We start from the raw sequence: 26,287 nt of genomic DNA on the forward strand, positions 1-26,287 counted from the left end.
TATCTCCAGTACTATCGCCAGCCCTGTCGCCGGTGTTGTGTTGAACCATGATGGAGCCATGATGACAGCGCCATTCTTTATCGATGCCTGGTCGTTCACCCATGGGCGGCGCCAGCTGCCTGAGCCCGCACCAGGTCCCCTTGAAGTGGGCGCCTGGTACCACTTTCAGCGCGATGTCGAGGAGACGTATCACCGGCTGGAACAGGCCGGCATCCCGGAGTCCGCAATTGACGGTGTCCTGGCCGAGGACACACGACCACGCTTTGAGTCACTGGGCGATGGCAACTTTCTGTTGATCTTGCGGGGGGTCAACCTCAACGCAGGCGAGCAGCCGGATGACATGCTCAGTATTCGCATCCTGCACTACAACGGGGTGCTGATCTCGACCCGCAAATTACCCTCGCGCGCCATCGCCGACATTCGCCATGACCTGGAACAGGGCACTGGCCCGGACGATCTAGGAGCGGTGGTGGTGGAGATCATCGAGAAGCTGCACCAGCGGATCGAAGACTTTGTCGAGCCCTTCGATGCCATCATCGCGTCACAGGAAGAAGCACGCGAGACCGACAATAGTGTGCTGATGGCGCTCAATAAACGCCTGATCAAGCTGAGACGCTTCCTCAAGCCCCAGCGTTATGCCCTGGAGGCCATGATCGACAACCTGCCGCCATTGCTGGGCGACGATCGCTTTGACCTGGCCAATGGACGAGACACCATTCAGCGCATCAACGAGTCGGTGGATTTCTATCTCGAGCATGTGGGGATGGTGCAGCAGTACCAGGCTCACCAGCACACCGAGAAGGTCAATCGCAACACCTACCTGCTCTCGATCATCTCCGGCGTGTTCCTGCCCATCAGCTTTCTCACCGGGCTGCTTGGGGTCAACATTGGCGGCATGCCCGGTGTCGATAGCCCGCTGGCCTTCGCGCTGTTCTGCATCTTCATGGTCGTGCTTGTCGCGGTCGAGATGGTCGTGCTCAAGCGCTGGCGCTTTATCTAGTCGATGGGCTAGCCGGGGCTGAGGCTGGCCTGTTCAGGGTATCCCGCGGGACACGCCGCAGGTGGCTTTCTGTCTTGCCTCCCGGCAGGGCGGCGATCAAGTCGGCGGCGTGGAGCAGGCGCGGCAGATCAATGTCGCTGACCAGACCGCCGCCCTGCAGGGCATAGACCAGATCCTCGCTGGCGGTGTTGCCGGTGGCTCCAGGGGCGAAAGGACAGCCTCCCAGCCCACCGCTGGCCGCGTCCAGTGCGGTGGCGCCCTGAGCCACCGCGGCCAGCGCGTTGGCAACGCCCATGCCAAAGGTATCGTGGCCATGGAAGGCCCAGGCCAGCGTCGAGGAGCGGTGACGTTCCGTCAGCCGGGCGAAGTGGTCCGCTACCTGGTAGGGCGATGCCCGCCCTGTGGTGTCACACAGCGCGACCTCCAGCGGCACATCGCCAATGATCGCTAGCGCCCGCTCCAGCACGTCATCCACCTGTTGCCAACGAATCGTGCCGTCGAAGGGGCAGTCGAAGCAGGTGCCCAGACCCAGGCGCAGCGTGGTATTGCCCTTGGCCCGCAGCGCCTCGACCACCCGGGAAAGCCCTTCAAGGGATTGCTCCACCGTTTGGCGCACGTTGTTGAGGTTGTGCGCCTCTGACACCGACACCACGTAGACCAGTTCATCCAGGTCATGGGCCAGGGCCAGTTCCGCGCCCTTGAGGTTGGGCACCAGGGCGGAGAAGCGCACGTCCTTGCGATGTGCGAAGGCGTGAATCAATTCGCTGGTATCTGCCATCTGAGGAATGGCGCGAGGACTCACGAAGGAGCCGATTTCCATGCGCGTGATGCCGGCATCGAGCAGGGCCTGGATCACCTGAATCTTGCGCTCGGTGGGCAAGGGTTCGGCAATCGATTGGAAGCCATCGCGGGGCGCGACTTCGACCAGTTCGACAGCGGCGGGTGTAGCAGTCATGACGATTCTCCAGAGTGTTCAAGGGCAGAAGGGGATGGCTGGTCAGCGATCGGCTGATCGGGAGGCGGCAGCGGTCCGCCGCGACCCATGCTGGCTAGCGTGTCGATCAGAAACTGCAGCCCCAGCGCGGTGAAGCCGATGGGGAGCAAGGCGTAGGGCAGCACCATGGGCGTGCCGAGAGAGCTTGAGACCCGCTCGCCGTATTCGAACGCTTGATACGCCATCAGCCCACCACGCCAGGCAAGAATGGCGCAGAAGATGACGCCCGCAAGACCCGTAAGGACCTCAAGCCAGCGGCGAACCGCCTGGGGCAGCTTGTCCTTGAAGAAGGTGATGCGTATATGGGCATCGAAGCGCTGGGCCTCGGCGGCGCCCATGACGGCCAGATAGACCAGCAGGAAGGAGTTGATCTCCAGACTCCAGTGAGTGGGGGCGGCGAAGGCGTAGCGCATCAGGGTGTCGTAGCAGATGGACACCATCATGAAGACCAGCACCAGCATGGATGCCGCCCGCAGCAAGGTGAGTACCCTGTCCCAGCCCAGACGAACCAATGTCAGAGCAAATGTGTTCATGTGTTGTCGTTCTCCTTCCGATGACCCCAGGTGCTCACGACTGTCCCAGCGCCAGCTGAATGGCGCGTTCTCCGATGTCTTCACCCACCTCGCCTTTCCAGTGATCCCAGACCTTGTGGGTGGTTTCGTTGAAGGCCGCCAGGTCCTCCTCGGTGGGCGCGATGACCTCGACGTTCTCGGCGCGCACCTGGGGCCAGTAGTCATTGGGGTAAATGTCGTCATTGCAGTGGTGGATGAAGTTCTCGTCGTACCACCGTGCGGCGTCAGTCAGCAGGCTCCGGCTGTCGTTATCCAGCGCGTCCCAGCGATCTCGCAGCATGAAAGGGGCGACCGAAAAGCCGGTGATGGGCAGCTGATAGCACACGTCGACCTGCTCCTGAAGGCTGCGCCCGATGATGGTCGAAATGTTAAAGACCCCCGCATCCACGGTGCCGCGCTGCAAGGCCATATACGTCTCGGAAGAGGGAATCCTCACGGCGCCGATATCGTAGGCCTCCAGTGCTGAGGTGGCCTCGAAACTGACGACGCGCACCTTCTTGCCACGAATATCGTCTAGCTGACGCACTGCGTGCTGCTGGGTGCTCCAGATGTATTCCGGCTCGAGAATTCCGCCGCCGGAGGACAGCATGTAAAGGTTCTCCTTGGCCAGCTGTTCGTTGATCAGCTCGAACAGTGGGCTGCCAAGGCGAAGGCGCTCCGGGTGTCGGTACAGCTCCCCGACGACGCCGGGCAAGCCAGTGATGCCAAGAATGGGGAGAGAGCGGGTGATGTAGGAGGTGGTATGAAACATGAAATCGATCGTGCGCGAGCGCAGCGCCGGAAGCTGCTCGTCGGCCTTGAGCAGCTGGCCCGAATCATAGAAGTCCACCTCCAGGACGTCGCCCCCGTTGTTGCCCAGGTAGTCAACGAATCCTGCCGACCCGTAGGTCAAGGCCTTGTAGGACGGTGGCAGATAGGTGACGCCGGTGAAGGTCGTGGCGGCCTGGGCGCGCCGTGTCATGAGCGCCTGGGGCCCCAGCAGTGCGGTACCGGCTCCGGCGAGTGCGGTGGTCTTCAGCAGTTGGCGGCGAGTCAGTGTCATGGGAGCATGTCCTCTTATCGTTGTCGTTGTCGTTGCTTCAGCGGTTGCTTGGCTCTTGGGCAGAAGTGTTGGTTGAGACTTGTCTGGTCAGTGCATCAGGCCGGGTAACCATAGGCTGATGCTGGGAAACATGACGAACAGCATCAGCACGATGAACTGCACCGCGACAAAGGGCAGCGCACTCTTGATGATTTCCTCGACGGATAGCTCGGGGCAGACGCCTCTGAGCGCGTAAAGATTGAGGCCCACCGGCGGTGTGATGACCGCGATCTCCAGGTTCAGCACCATGACGATGCCGAACCACAGCGGGTCATAGCCCATGGCCTGGATCAGCGGCAGCAGTACAGGGGTGGTCACCACGATCAGGGACACCGCATCGACAATCATGCCGAGCAGGATCAGCAGCAGCATGATGGCCAGCATGATCGCCCAGTCAGGCAGACCAGACACCGTCAGTGACTCGGTCAAAAGCTGTGGCACGCGGACCATATTGAGATAGTCGCCGAAGATCTTGGCGCAGCCGATAATCAGCAGAATGGCGCCACTGATGCGTGCCGTACTGGCGAGAATCCTGGCGAAGGAGGCCCAGGACAGGCAGCGGAACACCAGCGCAGCGATGAGCAGGGCCCCAAAGGCACCAATCCCCGCGGCTTCGCTGGGGGTCGCCAATCCCGAGTAGATCGACCCCAGCACGACCAGCACAAGCAATGCGGCATGCCAGATATGGGCGAGACTGTGCCAGCGCTCTCGCCAGCTGAAGCGCTGCTCGACGGCGGGCGCCTCTGCAGGCCTGAGGCTTACCCGCACAAAGATGAAGAGTGACAGGGCCAGCGCCAGTACGACGCCAGGCACGATGCCGCCAATGAACAGGTCGGCGACCGACACGCTGGCCACGGCGCCATAGATGATGAAGGGAACGCTCGGTGGAATCAGCATGGCCAGGGCGCCAGCGCTGACGACCGCCCCAGCCGCTAACGAACGGCTGTAGCCACGTTCAAGCATCTGGGGCACGGCGATGGAGCCGACCGCTGCCACCCCCGCCAGACTGACTCCCGACACGGCACCGAAGACCGCAGAAGCGCCCACCGATGAAATCGCCAGGCTGCCCCTGAGCCAATGCAGCCACGCCAGGGCCGCGCGGAACAGATGGCTGCCTACCGGCGTTGCCCCCAGCAGGTTGCCCATGAGGATGAACAGGGGCAAGGCAATCAGCTCGAACGCATTGAGCTGACCAAACAGTGATGAAGGGGCGAAGAAGAACGCCATGGAGCCGCGGGCCATATAGAGGCCCGCGAGGCCAGCAAGCCCGAGTGAAAGAAAGATCGGGATGCCAAAGGCAATCAGCGCAATCAGCAGCGCCAGCACGATGATGGGTTCCATTCAGAGGCCTCGTTGTTGTTGTAGCCTGTTGCCGGCACTGACGAGCAGCAGCGGCTTAGGGAAACACGGCATAAATGCCTGCGCCGCTCGGCTGATGACGTCAGCGCTCCCTCAGATGACCCCGTCTCTACGCAGCTGGTCGATATCGCCTGACGCCATCGACAGCCAGTCTTCCAGTATGGTGTCGGTGTGCTCGCCCAGGGCGGGACCAACATGGCGGACCTGGCCAGGAGTCGCCGACAGACGAGGAAAGACATTCTGCATGGGCAGCGGTTGGCCGTTGCGGTCAGGCACGTTGACGATGGAGCCGCGCTCACGGATGTGCTCGTCCTCCAGCATGTCCTTGGCGGTATACACGAGACCGGCGGGCACACCTGCCTCGGCCAGCAGGTCGACGATGTGCTGGGCATCGTGGCGGGACGTCCAACCGGCGATCAGCGCATCGATGGCCTGCTGGTTGTCGCCTCTGGCACGATGGTCGACGTAGTCGGGGTGGTCTGCCAGTCCTGGCTGGCCCATGGCCTGGCACAGCCTGCGGAAGACGGTGTCCTGATTGGCGCCGATGATGACGTCACGTCCATCCCTGGCGGGGTAGGCGTTGGACGGCGCAATCTTGGGCAGGAAGCTGCCGGCGCGTTCGCGAATCTTACCGGCCCTGGCGTAATCGGGTATCAAGCTTTCCATCATCGCCATTACCGCTTCGAAGATGGCGCTGTCCACCACCTGGCCCTGCCCGCTGCGCTCGCGCTGGTGAAGGGCAAGCAGCGCGCCCATGGCGCCCTGGACGCCGGCCAGGGTGTCCCCCAGCGAGATGCCTACCCGGACCGGCGGACGATCGGGATAACCGCTGATGTAACGCAGTCCGCCCATGGCCTCGCAGACAGCGGCAAACCCTGCCCGTGAGGCGTAGGGGCCATCCTGACCGAAGCCGGTGACCCGCACCATGATCAATCGAGGGTTATCCGCAGACAGGCTGTTGTAGTCGAGCCCCCAGCGCTCCATGGTGCCTGGACGGAAGTTCTCGATCAGCACGTCGGCCTCTGCCGCCAGGCGCTTGAGCAGGGCCTGACCTTCGGGCTTGCGCAGGTCCAGCGTGAGCGACTGCTTGTTGCGCGCAATCACGTTCCACCACAGCGGCTCGCCGTTGGCGTCGGTCTGGCCCCATTGGCGCATGGCGTCACCCTTGCCCGGTGGCTCGATCTTGACCACCTGGGCGCCGAAGTCGGCCAGGATCTGGCCGCAGGTCGGGCCGGCAATCAACTGGCCTAGTTCCAGCACCTTCAGGTCATCGAGAGGCAGGTTGGCGATGAGGTCTTTCATGGCGGAGTCCGTAGGTAGAGGTTCAATGGAGCGCGTTACCTGGCCGTGTCAGGCGACGTGACGATAGTGGTATGCAATTCGCGGGCGGCGAGCAGGTGGGCTCGCATCACGTTCTCGGCCCAGGCGGCATTGTCTGCCGCGATGGCGGTCAGCATTTCCCGGTGATGCTGCATGCTGCGATGCAGGGCCTCGCGGTCGTAGCTCGCGAAGTTGCGGCGGATGATGGAGGTTCGCACGACGCTCTCGAGCATCTGGGCCAATCGCTGATTGCCGCTGGCCTGAATCAACAGCCGGTGAAAGCAGTGATTGAGCGAGGCAAGTTCACTGTGCTCCGCGCCGCCGAGCGGCCCTTCTGTCAGCGCTTCCATGCGAGTTGCCAGGTCCTTCAGTTGGGTCATGGTCGCAGGATCCATGCGCCTGGCCGCCAGGCCGACGGCCATGGGCTCCAGGACCAGGCGCAGCTCGAAGACCTCCCGGGCATCGTCTGCGGTCCATTCGCTGACCCTGGCGCCCTGATGGGGAATCGCCTCGAGCCAGCCTTCAGACACCAGTTCGCGCAGCGCCTCTCTGACTGGGGTACGGCTGACCGCCAGCTCTCTGGCTACCGCCGCCTCGCGGACGAACTGGAGGGGACGATAGGTCCCGTCGAGAATTCGCTGCTTGATGGCCTCATGGACCTGAGCAGTGGCCGTGGGGCCGGGCGTGGCGGTGCTGTGGTCGGTAGACGTCACGGCGCTTCTCTCACATTGCATGCAATACCAAGGGTAGCGGCTAACATCAACGCCTGAAGTTAGACTTTGGAACGAAATTGCATGCAACCTGCGTCAACTATGGGCAGGAACGGGCGAGGACGAGCTGAAGGCGTGGGCGGACAGGTAGGGGCAAACAGGGGAAAGCAGGGGAAAGCAGGGCAGCACAAGATAGCCGCAGCGAGGGGGCGCTGATGATCAGGCCCCACCGCGGTCAGCGACCTGCGTCAACGATGCGCGGCGAACAGGCTGTCGGCCAGGTAGCGCTTGTCGAACTGTCCGGCGTCAGCCAGGGCGGCCGGATCCGGCAGCAGCAGGCGATGTCTGCTGCGATGGATAAGGCCTTCCTCGTCCAGAGCAGTAAAGGTGCGGCTGACATGTACCGGGCTCAAGCCCAGCACATCGGCCAGCATTTCCTGCGACAGGGGCAGGCGCAGTGCATGGTCCTGTTGTCGTCCTGCGGTCTTGGCCAGGCGTTCATACATTTCCATGATGAAGTGTGCGAGCTTCTGACGAGCGCTGCGGCGCGACAGGTTGACCAGGCGTTCCGTCAGCAGCACCTGCTGTCGGCTGGCCATGGCGAACAGGATGGCGGTCAGGTTGGGTGACTGGCGAAAGATGTCGTCGAGTCGGTCGTGGGGAAAGCGGCAGACCACCCCATCCTCGATCATGCGCACGCCGGTCAGGCGCTGATGAAAGGCGTACTCCCTTAGCCCGATCACGTCCCCGGGAAGGTAAACCTCGAGAATCTGGCGCGATCCATCTTCCAGCTGCCGATAGGAGTAGGCCCAGCCTTCGCTCAGCGTCAGGAAGTCGTTGGCAGGATCTCTCTCTTCCCAGAGTTGCGCGCCCGCGGTCACGTCCAGAGGGGACTTTTCCAGCGCTTCCACCAACTGTTGGTCATGCTCGCTCAAGCTGCGGTAATGACGAAAGTGTCTGACGATGCAGCTGTCCTTGGACGGCACGGCAAGGCTCCTTGAGGTGTGATCGTGACGCAGATGAATCCTGCGGTTACGTTAACCCAGGTTATGTCGGGGCGGTAGTCGTGGGCGCAGGATGGACGAGCTGTCGTAGGGATTCCCTCAGCATCACCCGGTCTGCGCTCGATACTGCCTTGAACGGCGGTGCCGAGCATCCCGTGGGCGAGGGAGCTTCCTCCCACTCTCCACCGAAAGGAAAGCATCATGCATATCGGCGACACCCTGCGGATCCGTCGCGAGCTCGTGATGGTCGCAGATGACCAGCTCGTGTCCGGCAATACGGCAGACATCATTGATACATCAGGCCTTAGCCCGGACGACCACCAGGATCCCTTACCCCGCTATCGCGTGTTGATCGACGACGTTGGCGAGCATGAGTGCTCGTGCACCATCCTTGATCGCCTCACGTAATGCTCTTTTGAGGTTGGGGCCAAGCCCTGGCGTGCCGTTGCGGCACGCTCGTGCATCCAAGCGGTAGGTCTCCCTCGTCGGCCAGTGCCGGCGAGGTGGCGATGTCTTTAGAGAGGCTTCGTTGGCCAGGATCCAGCGCGCACAATCTTTCTTACTCACTCACTCTCACTCCCTCATCCTCATTCCTTCGCTCTGATTCCCTCATCCTCGTTCCCTCATTCTCCTTCCCTAGGCTTCTTTTCTTCACCATCTTGTGCTGAATCGGAAGGTGGCTGATAGTGCTCGGGAAGGCGTCTTGCCTTCGCATTGGGCTCTGTTCTGGCGGGAGGGAAGGCATGTTCGACTGGGTGGCATCACCCGAGGCATGGATTGCGCTGGGCACGTTGACGGCGCTAGAAATCGTGCTCGGCATCGACAATATCATCTTTATTTCGATACTGGTGGGACGCCTGCCGGAGCATCAGCGCCAGCGCGCCAGGATGCTGGGGCTGGGACTGGCGATGGGGGCACGCATTGCGCTTTTGCTATCGCTGGCTTGGGTGATGAGCCTGACGGCACCACTGTTCACGATACTGGACGTGGAGATATCGGGGCGTGATCTGGTGCTGTTGCTGGGTGGCCTGTTCCTGCTGGCAAAGAGCACTCACGAGATTCATGCGGCGGTGGAAGGTGCCGGCGACACCTCCGCGACCAAGGCCGCGGCGTCCAGCATGGTGGCGGTGCTGGCGCAGATTGCCGTCATCGACATTGTGTTTTCTCTGGACTCCGTCATCACCGCAGTGGGCATGGTCGACCATGTTCCGGTCATGGTCATTGCGATAGTGGCGGCCGTGGGTGTGATGATGGTGGCAGCCAAAGGCATAGGGGAATTTGTTGATCGTCACCCGACGATCAAGATGCTGGCACTGAGCTTTCTCATTCTGATCGGCGTCATGTTGGTGGCCGAGGGGCTCGGCTTCCATATTCCGAAAGGCTACATTTACTTCGCCATGGCCTTCTCGGTCACCGTCGAGATGCTTAATCTCAAGATCCGCGCAAGGAACCAGCGGTCAGACCAGAAGGACGTTCCTTCCGACGGCTGACCCCGCAGCGAGAGGCCGGGTACAGGCGTCGACATGCTCAGCCGCCGCTGGCTCGCACGAACAGCAAGCGTTTTGCTGTTCGTGCTGAGTGGACGCTAGGACCCCTGGCGCAGCCGTGTCAGACCTTCCTGAGCACTGGAGGCCACCAGCTCGCCCTTGCGGTTGTAGATGCTGCCGCGGGCGAGGCCTCGCGCCCCTCCTGCCCAAGGGCTGTCCATGTCGTACAATAGCCAGTCGTTGACGACGACGTCCTGATGGAACCAGAGCGAGTGATCGAGACTGGCGATCTGCAGTGAAGGATCGCCAAAGCGAATACCGTGTGGAACCAGCGACGTGGTCAGCAGATTGAAGTCCGAGCTGTACGCCAGCAGGTAGCGGTGAAGGGCGGCGTCATCGGGAAGCTCGCCACGCAGGCGGAACCACAGTCGCTTGCGCGCAGGCTGTCCCGGCTCAGCGCTGTCCTCGACGTGGCGAAACTCGATGGGATGACCGGGGAACCTTAGTATCGCATTGCTGGCGTCCGGTTCGCTGATATCGAGGCTGGGCATGCTGGCCTGATGGCCGAAGCCGTCTTCACGGCCGTGGAAGGACGCACTGCAGAAGAAGATGGGGCGGCCTTTCTGAATAGCGGTGATGCGACGAGTGGTGAAGCTGCCGCCGTCGCGCACGCGGTCGACCTGATAGACCACCGGCATGGAAGCGTCACCCGGGCGCAGGAAGTAACCGTGCAACGAGTGCACTTGGCGCTCAGGATCGACCGTCTGAGTGGCCGCGGACAGGGCTTGCCCAAGCACCTGTCCACCAAACAGCTGAGGCAGTCCCAGATCCTGGCTACGGCCCCTGAACAGGTTCTCCTCCAGCATTTCCAGGCCCAGCAGGTCAACCAGGCCCTTCAAGGCGTCGGACATTCGCGTATCCTCCATGAGCCGGCATGAAACCGGCCTGTCGATGACCGCTGCGACAAGGTGTTCTTCGCCGCGGCGATCAGAAATCAGTAATGTGCTTGTTGACCAGTTTACGGGAGAGACCCATCTTGCGCAGTGATGAATTCTATATGCACCGAGCGCTTGAGCTGGCCGAGCAGGCGGGGCGCGCGGGAGAAGTGCCGGTGGGGGCGATCGTGGTGGATGCCGAGGGAAACATCGTCGGCCGAGGATTCAACTCCCCCGTTTCCCGTCATGATCCGAGCGCCCATGCCGAGGTCCAGGCGCTAAGAGACGCAGGCGTCACGTTGTCCAATTATCGTCTGGAAGGGTGCACGCTGTACGTCACGCTGGAACCCTGCATGATGTGCAGCGGCGCGATCATTCACGCGCGCATTCGCCGCCTGGTGTATGGCGCCAGTGAGCCACGCTCGGGAATGGTCGAGTCCAAGGCAAATCTGTTGGCCCAGCCTTGGCACTTTCACCGGGTGGAGGTGCAAGGCGGTGTCCTGGCCAGTCGCGCCTCTCGACTGTTGAAGGCATTTTTCGTGGAGCGCCGCGGCTGAACAGCGCAAGGGGCAGGACGCTAGCTGAGACAGGTGGCAGGTAACTCAAGTCCGTCAGCGGCTGGCGTCAGCCACCGGGCTCAGCGTGAAGGCCTGTGCTATCGACAGCTCCCTCGGGGGCCGCTGAGGCTTCCTCCACTCGGTTGCGCCCCCTTCGCTTGGCCCGATAGAGCGCCAGATCCGCTTGGTGTAACAGATCCTTGGGCGCAACGCGGCCTTGGGCCTGCGTGATCAGGCCAATGCATACGGTCAGTGGGCGGCCATCGACATGCTGTATGCCGCTGGACTGAACCGCCTCACGCAGCGACTCAGCCCACTCTCTGGCCTTCGCAGCGTCGCCCTGAGGAAGGTAGATGACGAACTCTTCCCCTCCGTAGCGGGCGGCGAGTCCGCCCTCGGGCAGTCGTCTACGAACGGTCTCGGCGAATCGCTTGAGCGCCCGATCACCCGCCTGGTGGCCTTGCTGGTCGTTGATGCTCTTGAAGTGATCCAGGTCGCACAGCAGTAAGCTCAGCGGCTGCTGTGAGGCGCTTTTCGGCAAGCTCGCCAGAAACTTGCGGCGATTCAACAGTCCTGTCAGGTCGTCATGGTCTGCCAGCCATTCGATGTTTTTCTGCAGTCGCGAACGGCGACGCATCTCACGACGTAGCTCAATGTTGGTGTCGGCGATCTGGTGGTGCTGTTGACGCTGCTGGTGACGGCTGTAGAGCAGCTGATACAGCAGCCAGGCCACAATGAAACCGGCGCACAGTGAGGCAGCCGGGTAATGCAGCTTGAGTTGGCTGAGCAGGGCGTGGCTGGGGCGAACCTCCAGGCGCAGGGGGTGCGTCAACAGTGTCATGTCGCTGCTGACCGACCAGGGGCCCTCTATATCGGGGCCGGGAAGGCGCCACACCGGACGCTTGCCCGCCCACAGTGTGGCCTGCCAGACACGGCCGTCGCGCGCCTCGGCAGGCATGGCTTGGGTGGTCAGCCGGTCCAGATCGAAGGCCAGCCAGATCGTGCCCATTCGCTGGTGGCTGGCGGACGATCTGACCGGCAGGAAGCTGATAATGCCGCGTGCCCCGTCCGGCAATGTCAGCACGGAAGAGGCGCTCTCACGGGGGGATGTGGCGGTGTCTTGCGCGTCTGGCATCAGCAGGCCGAGATGGCGGACGGCGTCGCGATCCAGGCCGGTGTGACGTGCGGACTGAAACCGTCTTAACCTGCCCTCTGGGCCTGCCAAGGCGATGAAGGCCAGGTTGGGGAAGTCAGCGAGAAAGGCTTGGGTCTGGGCCTGCCAGCGCAGTGGGTCCGGCAGCGCCCCGTCGAGTTCCCAATCCAGGCGCAGGCGACGCACGGCCAGCAGTTTCTCATTGATCCGAGAGGTGATCTGCTGGGCAAGGCGGTCCGACTCGCGCTGGGCCCTTTCCATCAGTTGGTGATTGGCCTCGCTTTCCTGCAGATACCACACCCCCATGGCGGCGCTGGCGATCAGAAAGGCGGGTCCGAGGCCACGCATAATGCTGGGTAGGGTGTGGCGCCATCCGGTGACGACGGTGAGAAACTGGGTGACCAGCAGCAGCGCAGCGACGGCCAGGAACCATGGTCCGGCCATGGGCGCGAGGGGGATCATCGTCCCAGGCCACCATTGCAGGTAGGCCAGCATCGCCCAGACCAACGCGGCCAGGGCATGCATGAGCGGCGTACCGAGACTTGCCCGCGTGCGCAGCAGCAGACTGAGGCTCAAACAGGTCAGCAGCAGGGTATCCAGCAGGCTGGGTGGGCTAAAGCCCCAACGTGGCGGCGAGCTGGTGAGCGCCAATGGTTGGTCGAGGAGGGGAGCGGATAGCCACGGCACGGGCAGCAGGTAGCTCGCCAGCACCACCAGCATTATCACCAGAGGGGGCACCAGCAGGCATTGGCTGAGCCATAGTCGCTGGTGATACCAGGCGAGTTGGCCCAGGCCGATCAACAGCGCCAGGCAAAGGGCGGTGCCGGTCGATGAGGCGCCGAAGGCCGTGTCTGACACTACCAGCGTTGCCCACAGTCCTGCTGCAGACAGCGCCAGAGCGGCGAACGTCAGCGGAATCCGCAGGGGATGCATGATGTGGCTCCGGGAAGACATGTCAGATGCTGCTTGTCAGCGCGGCTTGCTGATCTTTCCCGCATTGGCAAATGTGCTTATATCGGCAAATTTCAGCGGTCATGCGCCAATGGTAAGCAACCTAATATCCTTGTGTCTCAATGTTCCCCGTTTAACCGGCGGCGGCTTGATCCTCGTCAAGCCAGTCGTCTTCATAGGCCGCGATCAACGGGACGTCAGGCGTCGGTCTCTATGCGATTGCGCCCATTGCGCTTGGCACGATAGAGCGCGACGTCGGCGCGATGCAGCAGATCTTCGGGAACCAGAGTCTGGTCGTCGTGGGTCGCGACGCCAACGCTGACCGTCATGGGGCGACCATCGGCATGCTCTATGCCGCTATGCATCACCGCCTGGCGCAGGGTCTCGGCGATTTCCAGGGCGTTGTCGGCATCATCCCCGACCAGTAGAACCACGAACTCCTCACCTCCGTAGCGTGCCAGCACGGCATCTGCCGGTATCGCCAGGGCCCCGACTCTGGCGAAGCGGCGCAGGGCCTCATCACCGGCCTGATGGCCCAGCTGGTCGTTGATGCTCTTGAAGTGGTCGATATCACACAGCAGGACCGCCAAGGGACGCTGCTGTCGTTCACGCTGCAGGGTGGTGAGAAATAAGCGTCGGTTCGGCAACAGGGTCAACTCATCGTGGCCGGCGAGCCATTCCACCTCTCGCTGAAGCTGGGTTCGGTGGCGCACTTCACGACGCAATTCCTCGTTGGAGCGGAACATGCTGGTGTGCTGCGCGGACATGCGGTGGTGGCCGAAGACCACCATGTACAGCAAGTAGGCCAGCAACAAGCCAATGCTGAGGCTGGCGGCCGGCTGGCGTGACTGCTGGGCCAGCAGGTACGCCGAGGAGGCGCTGAGTGACACCACCAGTTCGTGACGTCCCAAGGCGATGACGCTGTCGTGGGTCCAGGGGCCGGGTGTCTCTGCTGTGGGCCAGTCGCGGATCACATTATCGGCAACGGCCAGGCGCATGTGGTTATGCTCGCGGTTCAGGCGCGTTGCGGCGTACAGCTGATCGGCCAGCACCGGCAGGCTGAGCACCATGGCGGCTGCCCCGGTGACCTGCTGGGTGCGGTCACTGATGATGGGAAGATAGTAGATCATGCCCGGCATTCCTTGCAGCAAGGGCACGACGCCGGTGTGCCCCTCCTCGCCCTCGCGCAGCGCCCGTGATAAGGCGTCGATATAGGGGCGGTTAACGTCCAGCGCATTGATCCCGACGATGGCGAGGTTGGCGTCGTCCCGGGGGTAGACGTAGCGAATCGTGCCGTCGGGTTCGACGTAGGCAATGTTGAGGAAGTAGGCAAAATCGCGATGGTAACGTTCTGCCTGGCGCTGCCATTGTGTCGCGGTAGGTTGCACGTCGAGCAGGCTCCAGAAACTGGCAAAGCGACGTACCGCTTCAAGGTGAGCCGTCACCTCGTTGCTCAGTTGCTCCGACAGTCGATCCGTCTCTTCCTGCATCTGGGCCTGCAGTCGGCGATCTTCGTACAGCCGTTGCTGGTGCCACACCAGGATGGTGACCAAGACCAGTGCCAAGGACGGTAACAGGCTGCGCAGAATGCTGGGACGGGTATGGCGCCAACCGGCGACGACGCCGCTGAACTGGGCGCCAAGAAGCAGCGTCATCAGCGCCATGCTGGCGGGGGTGCCCGCAAGATTCTGTGGGGAGTCGGTGTGGCCGTTGAGCACAAGCCACAGCTCGGTGATCAGCAACAGCAGTGACAGTGACTGGAGCAGCGGCGTGGCGAGGCTGGCACGTGTGCGTCCGAGCACTCCTCCGGCCAGCGCCAGCAGAATGAACAGCTCGATCAACGGAGGACGCAGGCTGTCGATACCGCTGACGCCGGGCAGGCGCGCGGCCCAGTGCTCGAGCGTGGCGTAAGGAATCAGTCCCTCGGGCAGCAGGTAGCTGGCCAGGCCCAACAGCAGCACGGCGAGCACCGGCGCCAGACAGACAGCAGACAGACGCACCCCCCGCCAGTACCAGGCGGCTTGCCCCAGGCTCACCGCGAGCAATAGCGACCAACTGGCGATGTAGCTCTGGTCTTGGATCATCACTGGCTTGATGATCAGGCCCGTCGCTGCCAGCACAGCAACCAGCAGGGTGAGGACCAGGGCGATTCGCGACATTGGCAGGGGTGTCCTATGGCATCGGCGGAACGAGTTCAAAGATCTCGGAATCCGCCTGGTCCGGCAAGCGCGCATTCAGCTTGTGAAATTGCTGTTGGCTGCGGTCGACGTAATCGAGGATCTCAAGATAGCGGCGGATATTCTGCACATAGATCACCGGTTCGCCACCCCGGGCGTAGCCATGGCGGGTCTTGCTGTGCCATTGGCTTTCCTGCAGGAGCGGTAACGCGTCGCGAACATCTCGCCAGTGATCCGGGTTGCCACCCCGCATCCGGGCAATATCACGGGCGTCGTAGAGGTGCCCGAGGCCGACGTTGTAGGCCGCCAGGGCCATGTAGAGTCTGTCGTCGCCGCGAATCGAGTCAGGCAGACGTTCCTCGATGCTGCGCAAGTAGCGGGCGCCTCCCTCGATGCTTTGGGCCGCGTCCAGGCGATTGGCCACGCCGACTTCCTCGGCGGTGGCATTGGTCAGCATCATCAGGCCGCGGACGCCGGTGGGTGACGTCGCCTCCGGGTCCCAATGGGACTCCTGATACCCCACAGCGGCCAGCAGCTTCCAGTCAAAGTGCTGCTCTCTTGCCGCCTGCTTGAACAGCTCATCGTAGCGGGGCAGGCGCTGGTTGACGTGGTGGATGAAGACCCGGGCACCGACATACTCGAGATAGTCATCGTGGCCGAAGTAGCGGCTGACAAGAAGGTCCAGCTCACCGCTGTCCTGCAAATCCTCTAGAAAGGCGTTGGCCTGTTCGACCAGGGCCAGACCGTCCAGGGAGGCAAAGGCCCAGGCCATGGTGACCGGCTGGCCGACATCGAAGCCATCTTCCACCTCAGGGAAGAACAGGCGGTTGAGCCGGAACTGGTGGGCATAGACCACCGCAGCGTCCAGATCGCCATCTTCGACTCGGCGCAGCAGGGCGGCGATTTCCAGGTCCTCCGCCTCCTTCCAGCTGAGCTGTGGACGACGCTGCTGCAGCTCGTGCATGACGCGACTGATACCGGTGCCCTTGGCGATGCCGATGTTCAGTTCGAGCAGATCATCAAGCTCGTCTGGCGGTGGCAGGTCACGCCGGTAGACGACCATGGGCTGCATCGACAGAATGGGCCGCGAGAACATCAGCCCCGGTGCCAGCGGGTCCAGCGGCAGCGCGGCGGCGCCCAGGTCTCCCTGATCACGCACCGCGTCGAGCACGCTTTGCACGTGGTGATCATCGCTGAGGTTCAGGCTGACCCCGAGGCGATCAGCGAAACGCCGCATCAACTCGTACTCGAACCCTGTGGGCCCTTGGCGTCCCTCGTAGTAAGTGAAGGGGGTGTTGCGGGTGTGCACCGTGATGAAGTCGCGCTCCAGCACTCGCTGCAGCGTGACGTCGGAGGGGGGCACGGGCGGTCTGGGCCAGCATGCGAGAACCAGGCCCAGGCCGATGGTGACAAGGGTGCGCAGGTGTCGCGCGTGACGTAAACCGTCCTTCATCTTAAGACATCGCTGGCCGTGGAGCGCCCACCTTACCCAGCCCCTGCGAAACTGTCATCCGCGACGATTTCTCGCACCCGCCGGTTTCCAGTATCATATGCCGTCTCGCCCGCCGCGGCCCCTTCTTTTATCGCTGACCTTCAGAGGCTCCTGGATATGCTCGAACTGCGCGGAGCGCCCGCCCTGTCCAACTTCCGTCACGCCAAGCTGCTGGCTCAACTGCGTGCATCCGTCCCCGAGATCGAGGCACTGCACGCCGAGTACGTGCACTTTGCCGATGTGGGGGAGGAGCTCAACGCTGACGAGCAGGCCCTGCTGTCACGGTTGCTCGACTACGGTCCGGCGCAACAGGAATCCGACGTGGAAGGCCTGACGCTGTTGGTGGTGCCGCGGGTTGGCACCCAGTCCCCGTGGTCGTCCAAGGCCACCGACATTGCTCGTAACTGTGGCTTGACCCAGATCAAACGTCTGGAGCGCGGTGTTCGCTACCGCTTGAGCGTCCGCGGTGAGCTCAAGCAAGCACACTTTGATGCCATCGTCGCTGGCCTGCACGATCGCATGACCGAAACCGTGCTGCATGATAGCGCCGACGCGGCGACCCTGTTCGCCCACCACGAGCCGGCTCCGCTCGGCCAGGTCGACGTTCTTGAAGGCGGCCGCAGCGCGCTGGTAACCGCCAATCGCGAGCTCGGCCTGGCCCTGGCCGAGGACGAGATCGACTATCTGGTCGACGCCTTTGTCGAGTTGGGGCGTAACCCCAGCGACGTCGAGCTGATGATGTTCGCCCAGGCCAACTCAGAGCACTGCCGTCACAAGATCTTCAACGCCGACTGGCTGATCGACGGTGAAGCCCAGAGCCACTCGCTGTTCAAGATGATCAAGAACACCTATCAGGCCTCGCCTGAGGGGATCTTGTCCGCCTACAGCGACAATGCTGCCGTCATCCAGGGCAGCGAGGCGCGACGTTTCTATCCCACGCCGCTGACCGGCAAGGACGGAGAGCGTGCCAGCTATGGCGGCAAGGTGGAGCCAATCCACATCCTGACCAAGGTCGAGACTCATAACCACCCCACCGCCATCGCCCCGCATCCGGGCGCCGCTACCGGTGCTGGCGGCGAGATTCGCGATGAAGGTGCCACCGGTATCGGCGGCAAGCCCAAGGCGGGCCTGACCGGCTTTACCGTGTCCAACCTGCGCATTCCCGAGTTCGTGCAGCCCTGGGAAGCCTTCGACTACGGCAAGCCCGAGCGGATCGTCACCGCGCTGGACATCATGCTTGAGGGCCCCATCGGTGGCGCCGCCTTCAACAACGAATTTGGGCGTCCCAACCTTACGGGCTACTTCCGTACCTACGAGCAGGACGCCCTGGGCGCCGGCGGTATCGAGCGTCGTGGCTACCACAAGCCGATCATGATCGCTGGCGGTTACGGCAACATCCGTGATGAACACGTTGCCAAGGGCGAGATCCCGGTGGGCGGCAAGCTGATCGTGATGGGCGGTCCGGCCATGCTGATCGGACTGGGCGGCGGCGCGGCCTCTTCCATGGCCTCGGGCTCATCCAGCTTTGATCTCGACTTCGCTTCGGTCCAGCGCGACAACCCCGAAATCGAGCGACGTGCCCAGGAGGTCATCGACCGCTGTTGGGCCCTGGGTCAAGACAACCCCATCTGCTTCATTCACGACGTGGGCGCCGGTGGACTGTCCAATGCCTTGCCGGAGCTGGTCAAGGATGGCAATCGTGGTGGACTGTTCAGCCTGCGCGAAGTGCCCAACGCCGAGCCGGGCATGAGCCCGCTGGAAATCTGGTGCAACGAGGCCCAGGAGCGCTACGTGCTGGCGGTGGCCCCCGAAGATCTCGAGACCTTCGACGCCCTGTGCAAGCGCGAACGCTGCCCCTACGCGGTGGTCGGTGAAGCGACTGCCGAGCATCATCTGGCCGTGGTGGATGGCCACTTCGATACGCGCCCGGTTGATCTGCCCATGAGCGTGCTGTTCGGCAAACCGCCGAAAATGCAGCGGGAATTCGAGCGCAATAGCCTCGAGCTACCGGGCGTCATGCTCGATAACCTGGATCTGCGCGAGGCTCTGGACCGAGTGCTGCGACTGCCGACAGTGGCGTCCAAGAGCTTCCTGATCACGATCGGCGATCGCTCCATCACCGGACAGGTGGCGCGCGACCAGATGGTGGGTCCGTGGCAGGTGCCGGTGGCCGATGTGGCCGTGACCACCGCCAGCTTTGATACCCATGCCGGTGAAGCCATGGCCATGGGCGAGCGTTCGCCGGTGGCCTTGATCAACCCTGCGGCCAGCGCGCGACTGGCGGTAGCCGAGTCCATCACCAACCTGGCGGCGGCCCCCATCGCCAAGCTGGGCGATATCAAGATGTCCGCCAACTGGATGAGTGCTGCTGACCACGTCGGTGAGAACCAGGCATTGTTCGACGCCGTGCACGCCGTAGGCATGGAGCTGTGCCCGGCGTTGGGTATTGCGGTACCGGTCGGCAAGGACTCGATGTCGATGCGCACGGCCTGGGAGCAGGACGGCGAGCATAAGGCCGTCACCTCGCCGCTGACCCTGGCGATCACCGGGTTTGCCCCGGTGACCGACGCGATGAAGACGCTGACGCCGCAGATTCGCCTGGACCAGGACGAGAGCGACCTGCTGCTGATCGATCTGGGCGCTGGCCTCAACCGTCTCGGTGGCTCTGCACTGGCTCAGGTCTATGGCCAGGTTGGCAACGACTGTCCTGACCTGGACGATGCCGAGGACCTCAAGGCGTTCTTCAGCGTGATCCAGGGGCTCAATGCCGATGGCCGCCTGTTGGCCTACCATGACCGCAGCGACGGTGGCCTGATCGTCACCCTGCTGGAAATGGCCTTTGCCAGCCGCGCCGGTCTCGAGATCAAGCTGGACTGGTTGATCGATGAAGCCTCCGAGGCGGTCAATGCCCTGTTCAGCGAAGAGCTGGGCGCCGTCATCCAGGTGAGCCGCGAGCACACCGAAGAGGTGCTGGCGCAGTTCGCGGCGGCGGGGATCGAAACCTGCGGCGTCATCGCTCGTCCTCGCTACGACGACCAGATCCGCGTGACGCTGTTCGAGGAACCGCTGCTTGAGACCACGCGCCAGCTGACTCAGCGTACCTGGTCCGAGACCAGCTATCGTCTGCAGGCCCTGCGTGATAACCCAGAGTGCGCCAAGAACGAGTTCGACAACCTGCTGGATACCCGTGATCCCGGGCTGAGCGCCACGCCAACCTTTGACGTGGACGAGGACATCACGGCGCCCTTCGTCAATCTGGCGCGCCCCCGTGCAGCCATCCTGCGTGAGCAGGGCGTGAACGGGCATCTGGAGATGGCCTGGGCCTTCGACAAGGCCGGTTTCGAGGCCGTCGATGTGCACATGAGCGACCTGCTGGAAGGGCGCGTGGGTCTGGACGAGTTCAAGGGACTGGCCGCCTGCGGTGGCTTCTCCTACGGCGATGTGCTCGGCGCGGGCGGTGGCTGGGCCAAGTCGGTGCTGTTCAACGAGCGTGCTCGTGAGCAGTTTGCCGCCTTCTTTGCCCGTGAGGACAGCTTCTCCCTGGGCGTCTGCAATGGCTGTCAGATGCTGTCGCAGCTCAAGGAACTGATTCCCGGTGCCGAGAGCTGGCCGCGCTTCGTGCGCAATGAGTCGGAGCAGTTCGAGGCCCGTGTGGCCATGGTTCAGGTAGAAAAGACACCGTCGATCCTGCTGGCCGGTATGGAAGGATCGCGACTGCCTATCGCCGTGGCCCATGGCGAGGGGCGTGCCGAGTTCCGCGACAGCGCCCACCTGCGCAGCATGCAGGGCTCGGGGCAGGTGGCATTGCGCTATACCGACAACTACGGCCAGTGCACAACGCGCTACCCGGCCAACCCGAATGGGTCGCCGTCCGGCATCACCGGACTGACGACACCGGATGGCCGCGTCACCATCATGATGCCGCACCCCGAGCGGGTGGTGCGCGCCGTGACCAACTCCTGGCGTCCGTCAGAGTGGTCCCAGGATGGCGCCTGGCTGCGGTTGTTCCGCAATGCGCGGGTGTGGCTGGGCTGAACCAGGTCCCTCTCAGGACTCAGCGTGTCTGATAGCCCCTGAGACAGCCCCGGTGATAGCCCCTGAGATCGCCACGGTGATAGCTCCTGTGGTGATAGACCCTGAGATAGACCCTGTGACAGCGCCGCCTTCGGGCGGCGTTGTCGTTGCTGGCGATGATGACTCGCAGGAAAGGTTGATGCTTGAGCTTGTGCTGCTACGCAACAGGTGCCAAGTTGATGCTGCCGATATCGGTCTTTTTCAGATGGAGCTTCCATGTCGCCTTCCACCCAGCGCCGTTTCCATGATCGCCTGAGCGTGACCCTGGCCAACCACGTGGCCAAGGTTCATCTCGAACGGCCAGATCGTCACAATGCGATGGACCCCCCGATGATCGACGCTCTGCTGGATGCCCAGCAGTGGCTTGCCGAGCGTGTCGGGGTTCGCGCGGTGGTGCTCAGTGGTGAGGGCGAAAGCTTCTGCTCTGGTCTCGATGTGGCCTCGGTGGTGGCGTCCCCGGAGCGCATCGCCTGGCTGTTGAGCCCGGATGCCCGCGGCATCAACCCCGCTCAGCGTCTGGCGCTGGGCTGGCGCGAGCTGGGCGCACCGGTGGTGGCGGCGCTGCATGGCCATGTCTATGGGGCAGGCCTGCAGATGGCGCTGGGGGCAGATATTCGGATTGTTCATCCCGAGGCGATCCTGGCATTGCCGGAGATCGAGTGGGGGCTGATGGCAGACATGGGGGTCAGCGTGACCGCCGCCTGGCTGCGCCACGATATCCTTCAGGACATGATGCTGACCGGGCGCCATCTTGCCGGCGATGAAGCCATGGTGCTGGGCCTGGCGTCGCGCCTGGATGAGGACCCGCGGGATGCTGCGGCTGAACTGGCGGGCGACCTGGCGCGACGCTCGCCCAAGGCGGTGGCCGCCGCGCGCAAGTTGTGGCGTGAAGCCCCCGGTCTCGACCAGCGCGGGCGTCTGGCGATGGAGGCCGAGCTCCAGCGCAATCTGCTGGCCGGGCAGGAACAGCGCGAGGCAACCCGTGCTCGCCTGGATGGCAGACCGCCGCGCTTTGACTGAGCGCGAGCTAAGCCGCCGTGCTCGCCTGGATGGCAGACCGCCGCGCTTTGCCTAGGGCTGTGACGAGGCGCGGACCAGATAGCCTCTCCTTGGCGTAGCGCTTGCTGATATTGATACAGGGCCCCGGCGGTGCATCAGCACCGTCGGGGCCCTGTCGTTGACGCTATCCCCCGCGTTATCACTGGGGACTCACCCTTGTGGTCAGTCCGCAGTGGCGGTTCGGGCCGGTGTATTCGGGTAGATGCCGAACAGGGTGGCGTAGATCACGGGCAGAATCACCAGGGTCAGCAGTGTCGCCGCCCCCAGGCCGAACACGATGACCACTGCCATGGACGCGAAGAAGGCATCACCGAACAGCGGAATCATGCCCAGCATGGTGGTGATCGCGGCCATGGAGACGGGACGTACCCGGCTGATGGCGGCGGCCATGATCGCGTCGAAGGGCGCATCGTGCTCACCCATCTGGATCTTGATTTCCTCTACCAGCACGATGGCGTTCTTGAGCACCATGCCCACCAGGCTGAGGGTGCCGAGCAGCGCCATGAAGGTAAAGGGGGCGTTGAATGCCAGCAGACCGCCGACGATGCCGATGACGGTCAACGGCACGATGGACCAGATCGCCAGCGACTGGCGCAGATTGCCAAACAGCAGCATGGTCAGGATGAACATGCCGAGAATGCCGAGAGGCAGCAGCTTGAACAGCGCTTCCTTGGCATCCCGTGAGGTTTCGTCCTCGCCCCCCCAGCCAAGGTGGTAGCCCTCGGGCAATGGGATCGCCTCGATCTTCGGCTGCAGCCTGGCCAGGATATTGGCCGCCGTCTCGCCGGACAGCGGCAGCGGTTCGGCGTACACGGCCAGCATGCGTTGACGATCTCGGCGCTTGATCAATGGGTCGTGCAGACGTGTCTGCAGCGGCCCCATGACGGACCCGGCGCTGACGTACTTCTGTTGTTCGGCGCTCCACACATTCAGGCTGGAAAGGTCATTGAGTCCGTAGCGCTGGGAGGCTTCGTCACGCAGGACGATGGGTATCAGGTCAGAGCCCTCGCGGTAGACCCCGGCGACCTGACCGTCATTGTGAATCAACAGCGCCTGATGCAGGGCTTGGCGGGTGACGCCCACGCGGCGGGCCTGCTGTTCAAGAAAGTCCGGGGTCAGTTCTTCCACCCGATTGCCCCAGGACAATCGGATGCTGTCGACCAGCGGATCGGCACGGAACACGTCGCTGACCTGGGTAGCCAGGGTACGCAGGGTGTCAGGATCAGGACCGTAGATCCGCGCCTCCAGACTTGCCTTGGCCGATGGCCCCACCTGCAGTGCCTGGACCTTGTACTGTACCTCGGGGTATTCGTCGCGCAGCAGGGTGATGATGTCGGCCATGCGCTGGGCTCTGCTGTTCAGGTCGTCGGTCTCGACGATCAGCTGGCTGTAGCTGGCGTAGCGGTCCTCCGGCGAATAGGTCAGGGTAAAGCGCTGGGCGCCGCCGCCGATGACGCTGGTGACGTGGACCACTTCATCCATCTTGGCCACCTGGGCCTCCAGCTGCGATGCGATCCGCTCGCTTTCGAGGATATCGCTGCCCTCCGGCATCCACACGTCGACAAAGAACAGCGGAGTGGTGGAGTCGGGGAAGAAGGCATTCTTGATATTGGAGGACAGTGCGAAGGCGCCGACGAGCAAACCGATGCAGGTGGCGATGGTGAGCCAGCGGAAGCGGATGCCCTTGTCGACCAGCCAGCCGAAGATAACGAAGATCAGTCCCTTGTAGGGGTCGCTGTCTGTCTGCTCCGCGTCCGCCGGTGCGTCCTTGAAGAACATGTCGAAAAAGAAAGGCGTCAGCGTTAGGGCGGTCACCCAACTGAGCAGCAGGGAGTAGAACAACACCCAGAACAGTGAACCGACCAGTTCGCCAGTGGCGTCCGGCGACAGACCGATGGGAGCAAAGGCGGTGATGGCGATGGCGGTGGCACCCAGCAGCGGTAGCCAGTTCTGGCCAGCCACTTCCTTGGCCGCTGCGAGCTTGCTCTTGCCCTTGCCAAGGCCTATCAGCATGCCTTCGGTCACCACGATGGCGTTGTCCACCAGCATGCCCAGCGCGATGATCAGCGCGCCGAGGGAGACCTTCTGCAATTGCAGGCCGTGGGCGGCCATCAGCATCAGCGTGCCGAGGATGGTGATGGTCAGGATCAGCCCCATCAGCAGGCCCGAACGCACGCCCATGAAGATCAGTAGAACGACGATGACGATGCCGACCGATTCCATGAGGTTGATGACGAAGCCGGATACCGCTTCCTTGACCACTTCGGGCTGGTGGTAGACCGGCGTCAGCTCCATGCCCAGTGGCAGGCGGGATTCTAGCTCGGCCAGGCGCGCATCCACGGCCTCGCCTACCTTGACCACGTTGACACCGGAAACGAAGGACAGGCCGATGGAGATCGCCGGTTTTCCATCGGCGTGATAGAGCTGCCCGGGTTGGTCCGTCAGCCCACGCGTCACGGTGGCGATATCGCCCAGGTGTACCGGGTTGGCGTCTGGGCGCCCGATGATCAGATCCTCCAGCGCCTGAACGCTCTTGAACTCGCCGCTAGGCTGCAGTGAGATGATCTTGCCGTCACGACGCACGCTGCCGGCATCGGCCACGGCATTCTGGGCGTTAAGCAGGGCGATCAGTGCATCTGGCGGGATGTTCAGCGCCTGCATCCGCTCGCGGTTGAGCGAGATGGTGACCTGTTCGGGACGGTCGCCGGCAATGACCACCTTCTTGACGCCATCGACCAGGCGCAGCTCCCGCTGCAGGAAGTCGGCCTGGTTCTTCAGGTCATACAGGCTGTAGTCGTCGCCGGACAGGTTGAGCAGCAGACCGTAGACGTCGCTGAAGTCATCTACCACCAGCGACTGGCCGGCGCCGGGTGGCAGGCTGGCCTGGGTATCGCCGATCTTGCGCCTGAGCAGGTCCCAGTATTGGGGCAGGGCGGTACCCTGGACATCGGTGTCGAGCTCCACCGTGATCTGGGATAGGCCCGCACTGTTGACCGTGCTGACCCGCTTGAGGTTGGGGATCTCCTGAATGGCCTTTTCCAGCCGCAGGGTGACTTCTTCTTCGACCTGCTGTGGGGTGGCGCCAGGGTAGGCGGTGCTGACCAGCGCCATGCGGATGGTGAAGTCAGGGAATTCGAGCTGGCCAAGGCCAAGGAAGGAGACCACGCCGCCTACCGATAGCAGCAGGGTGATCATCCAGCTGATGGTCTTGTTGCGTAGAAAATAGCCGATCATGGTCAGAGCCCCGCTTCCTGGACCCAGGGAGTGACCGTCAGCTTGTCACGCATAAGGTGGGCGCCTGCGGTGACCAGCTGATCTCCCGGCTGGAGATCACCGGCAATGAAGACGCCATCGTCATTGGTGGTGTGCACCTCGACCGCGACTGCTTCGACATGGCCTTCGGTCTCGTCGTCGGCCACGTAGCGCCACACCACGGTGTTGTCCGGGGCATCCTCAAGGGTGACGACGGTGCCGAGAGGCACCCGCCACAGGCCCTCGCTGTCCCCGGTCAGGGCGTTGATGTCGATCTCCACCACGGCACTCATGCCCGCCAGAACGTTGACGTCATCGGGGGTGGGCAGGGTCAGCTTGACCTCGTAGCTCAGGGTGCCGCTTGACGCGCGGGAGTCGTGCTCCTTGTAGCGCGCCGGGAAACGGCGTGGATCGTCACCCAGACGCACCCAGGCCAGGGAAGCGTCACGGCTCTGGATATCGCGAATGCGCTCCCGATTGAGGCGGCGCACCTGTTGTTCCGGCAGCTCGAAGGTCACGTCGATATTGCCCGGCTGCTGTAGTACCGCGATGGTCTGCTGGGGGGCGATGACCTGGAAGTTGTCGACGGGAACACTGGCGATGACGCCATCGAAGGGAGCTTTCAGCTCGGTGTAGTCGAGCTGATCCTTGGCCAGGTCGAACTGGGCCTGGGCCGAGAGAAAGGCCGCGCGAGCTTCGTCAAAGGCGGCGCGGCTGATGGCGCCCTTTTCCACCGAGACCTGCATGCGGTGGTAGGTCGCCTGGGCCAGGTCATAGCTGGATTGGGCGTTGGACAGGGCGTTGCGAGCATCACGGTCGTCGAGCAGGGCCACCCGCTCGCCGCTGCTGACGACCTGGCCTGCTTGAACATTCAGCTCCTTGAGTTCGCCGCCGACCCGGAAGGACAGGTCGGTACGCTCTGATGCCTCGACGACGCCGGGGTAGGCGCTCATCGAGCTGTTTCCGATCTCGTCCAGGGTCAGTAACTTGACGGGTCGAGTCACCTGCTTGGTCAGGGGAGGCGCTTCTTCGCTGCAGCCGTGCAGCAGCGGTAACCCGGCGATGACGAAACACGTAGCCAGCTGGCGAAAGTGGCGAAGGATCATGAAG

19 protein-coding genes are annotated in these 26,287 nt (G+C 63.1%); 6 read left to right on the top strand and 13 right to left on the bottom strand.

The features are described from left to right. The first annotated feature begins 58 nt into the window (after nt 1–58). Nucleotides 59–1,000, top strand: a complete 942-nt coding sequence (locus KUV86_RS02230; RefSeq protein WP_222161631.1) for a CorA family divalent cation transporter — start codon at nt 59–61, stop codon at nt 998–1,000. Here the strand turns inward: KUV86_RS02230 and KUV86_RS02235 are convergent. The 7 genes from KUV86_RS02235 to KUV86_RS02265 all read right to left on the bottom strand — a co-directional run bounded on the left by KUV86_RS02235 (nt 993) and on the right by KUV86_RS02265 (nt 8,022). Further along, nucleotides 993–1,955: a hydroxymethylglutaryl-CoA lyase gene (locus KUV86_RS02235; RefSeq protein WP_224908705.1), complete on the bottom strand. Its 963-nt coding sequence runs from the start codon at nt 1,953–1,955 to the stop codon at nt 993–995. The two genes, KUV86_RS02230 and KUV86_RS02235, sit on opposite strands and share 8 nt — an antisense overlap. Beyond that, complete coding sequence (locus KUV86_RS02240; protein ID WP_222483435.1) at nt 1,952–2,527, bottom strand: TRAP transporter small permease; 576 nt, start codon at nt 2,525–2,527, stop codon at nt 1,952–1,954. Before KUV86_RS02240 ends, KUV86_RS02235 begins: the two co-directional genes overlap by 4 nt. 34 nt (nt 2,528–2,561) lie before the next feature. Next, nucleotides 2,562–3,608 (bottom strand): TRAP transporter substrate-binding protein, encoded by a 1,047-nt coding sequence (locus KUV86_RS02245; RefSeq protein WP_222483436.1) that lies wholly within the window; start codon nt 3,606–3,608, stop codon nt 2,562–2,564. Between the two features lie 87 nt (nt 3,609–3,695). Continuing rightward, nucleotides 3,696–4,988: a TRAP transporter large permease gene (locus KUV86_RS02250; RefSeq protein ID WP_222483437.1), complete on the bottom strand. Its 1,293-nt coding sequence runs from the start codon at nt 4,986–4,988 to the stop codon at nt 3,696–3,698. Between the two features lie 111 nt (nt 4,989–5,099). Next, nucleotides 5,100–6,308 (bottom strand): CaiB/BaiF CoA transferase family protein, encoded by a 1,209-nt coding sequence (locus KUV86_RS02255; protein WP_222483438.1) that lies wholly within the window; start codon nt 6,306–6,308, stop codon nt 5,100–5,102. 35 nt (nt 6,309–6,343) lie between these two features. Next, nucleotides 6,344–7,039: a GntR family transcriptional regulator gene (locus KUV86_RS02260; RefSeq protein WP_224851855.1), complete on the bottom strand. Its 696-nt coding sequence runs from the start codon at nt 7,037–7,039 to the stop codon at nt 6,344–6,346. Nucleotides 7,040–7,284: 245 nt separating this feature from the next. Beyond that, nucleotides 7,285–8,022 carry a Crp/Fnr family transcriptional regulator gene (locus KUV86_RS02265; protein WP_222483439.1) on the bottom strand — a complete coding sequence of 246 codons (738 nt, stop codon included), beginning with the start codon at nt 8,020–8,022 and terminating at the stop codon, nt 7,285–7,287. 219 nt (nt 8,023–8,241) lie between these two features. Between KUV86_RS02265 and KUV86_RS02270 the strand changes: the two genes are divergently transcribed. Together KUV86_RS02270 and KUV86_RS02275 are read left to right on the top strand one after the other, a co-directional pair. After that, nucleotides 8,242–8,448 (top strand): hypothetical protein, encoded by a 207-nt coding sequence (locus tag KUV86_RS02270; RefSeq protein WP_206940071.1) that lies wholly within the window; start codon nt 8,242–8,244, stop codon nt 8,446–8,448. A 335-nt stretch (nt 8,449–8,783) separates the two neighbouring features. Continuing rightward, on the top strand, nt 8,784–9,530 hold the full coding sequence (locus tag KUV86_RS02275) for a TerC family protein (RefSeq protein ID WP_206940069.1): 747 nt from the start codon (nt 8,784–8,786) through the stop codon (nt 9,528–9,530). A gap of 95 nt (nt 9,531–9,625) precedes the next feature. Here the strand turns inward: KUV86_RS02275 and KUV86_RS02280 are convergent, their stop codons facing one another. Further along, nucleotides 9,626–10,438 (bottom strand): acyl-CoA thioesterase, encoded by an 813-nt coding sequence (locus KUV86_RS02280; protein ID WP_222483440.1) that lies wholly within the window; start codon nt 10,436–10,438, stop codon nt 9,626–9,628. 125 nt (nt 10,439–10,563) lie between these two features. On the opposite strand from KUV86_RS02280, the gene tadA reads away from it, so the two are divergent. Beyond that, nucleotides 10,564–11,019, top strand: a complete 456-nt coding sequence (tadA, locus tag KUV86_RS02285) for a tRNA adenosine(34) deaminase TadA (RefSeq protein ID WP_222161637.1) — start codon at nt 10,564–10,566, stop codon at nt 11,017–11,019. 67 nt (nt 11,020–11,086) lie between these two features. On the opposite strand, the gene KUV86_RS02290 is transcribed toward tadA, so the two are convergent. The 3 genes from KUV86_RS02290 to mltF form a co-directional block, all read right to left on the bottom strand. Further along, the gene (locus KUV86_RS02290) at nt 11,087–13,105 is read right to left on the bottom strand and encodes a sensor domain-containing diguanylate cyclase (RefSeq protein WP_222483441.1); all 2,019 of its coding nucleotides are present in this window, start codon (nt 13,103–13,105) and stop codon (nt 11,087–11,089) included. Nucleotides 13,106–13,320: 215 nt separating this feature from the next. After that, nucleotides 13,321–15,282, bottom strand: coding sequence for a sensor domain-containing diguanylate cyclase (locus KUV86_RS02295; RefSeq protein WP_222483442.1), 1,962 nt, complete (start codon nt 15,280–15,282; stop codon nt 13,321–13,323). Nucleotides 15,283–15,295: 13 nt separating this feature from the next. Next, nucleotides 15,296–16,753, bottom strand: a complete 1,458-nt coding sequence (gene mltF / locus KUV86_RS02300) for a membrane-bound lytic murein transglycosylase MltF (protein WP_206940059.1) — start codon at nt 16,751–16,753, stop codon at nt 15,296–15,298. A 156-nt stretch (nt 16,754–16,909) separates the two neighbouring features. Here mltF and purL point away from each other — a divergent pair, with 156 nt between their 5' ends. Both purL and KUV86_RS02310 read left to right on the top strand, forming a co-directional pair. Next, nucleotides 16,910–20,827: a phosphoribosylformylglycinamidine synthase gene (gene purL / locus KUV86_RS02305; RefSeq protein ID WP_222483443.1), complete on the top strand. Its 3,918-nt coding sequence runs from the start codon at nt 16,910–16,912 to the stop codon at nt 20,825–20,827. A 255-nt stretch (nt 20,828–21,082) separates the two neighbouring features. Next, nucleotides 21,083–21,886: a crotonase/enoyl-CoA hydratase family protein gene (locus KUV86_RS02310; protein WP_222483444.1), complete on the top strand. Its 804-nt coding sequence runs from the start codon at nt 21,083–21,085 to the stop codon at nt 21,884–21,886. A gap of 201 nt (nt 21,887–22,087) precedes the next feature. Here the strand turns inward: KUV86_RS02310 and KUV86_RS02315 are convergent, their stop codons facing one another. Together KUV86_RS02315 and KUV86_RS02320 are read right to left on the bottom strand one after the other, a co-directional pair. Then, nucleotides 22,088–25,159 carry an efflux RND transporter permease subunit gene (locus tag KUV86_RS02315; protein WP_222483445.1) on the bottom strand — a complete coding sequence of 1,024 codons (3,072 nt, stop codon included), beginning with the start codon at nt 25,157–25,159 and terminating at the stop codon, nt 22,088–22,090. Nucleotides 25,160–25,161: 2 nt separating this feature from the next. Further along, nucleotides 25,162–26,283 carry an efflux RND transporter periplasmic adaptor subunit gene (locus KUV86_RS02320; RefSeq protein ID WP_222483446.1) on the bottom strand — a complete coding sequence of 374 codons (1,122 nt, stop codon included), beginning with the start codon at nt 26,281–26,283 and terminating at the stop codon, nt 25,162–25,164. Between the last annotated feature and the right edge of the window lie 4 nt (nt 26,284–26,287).

The sequence above is a fragment of the Halomonas sp. DP8Y7-3 genome (assembly GCF_019801675.1).
Classification (GTDB): domain Bacteria; phylum Pseudomonadota; class Gammaproteobacteria; order Pseudomonadales; family Halomonadaceae; genus Halomonas; species Halomonas litopenaei_A.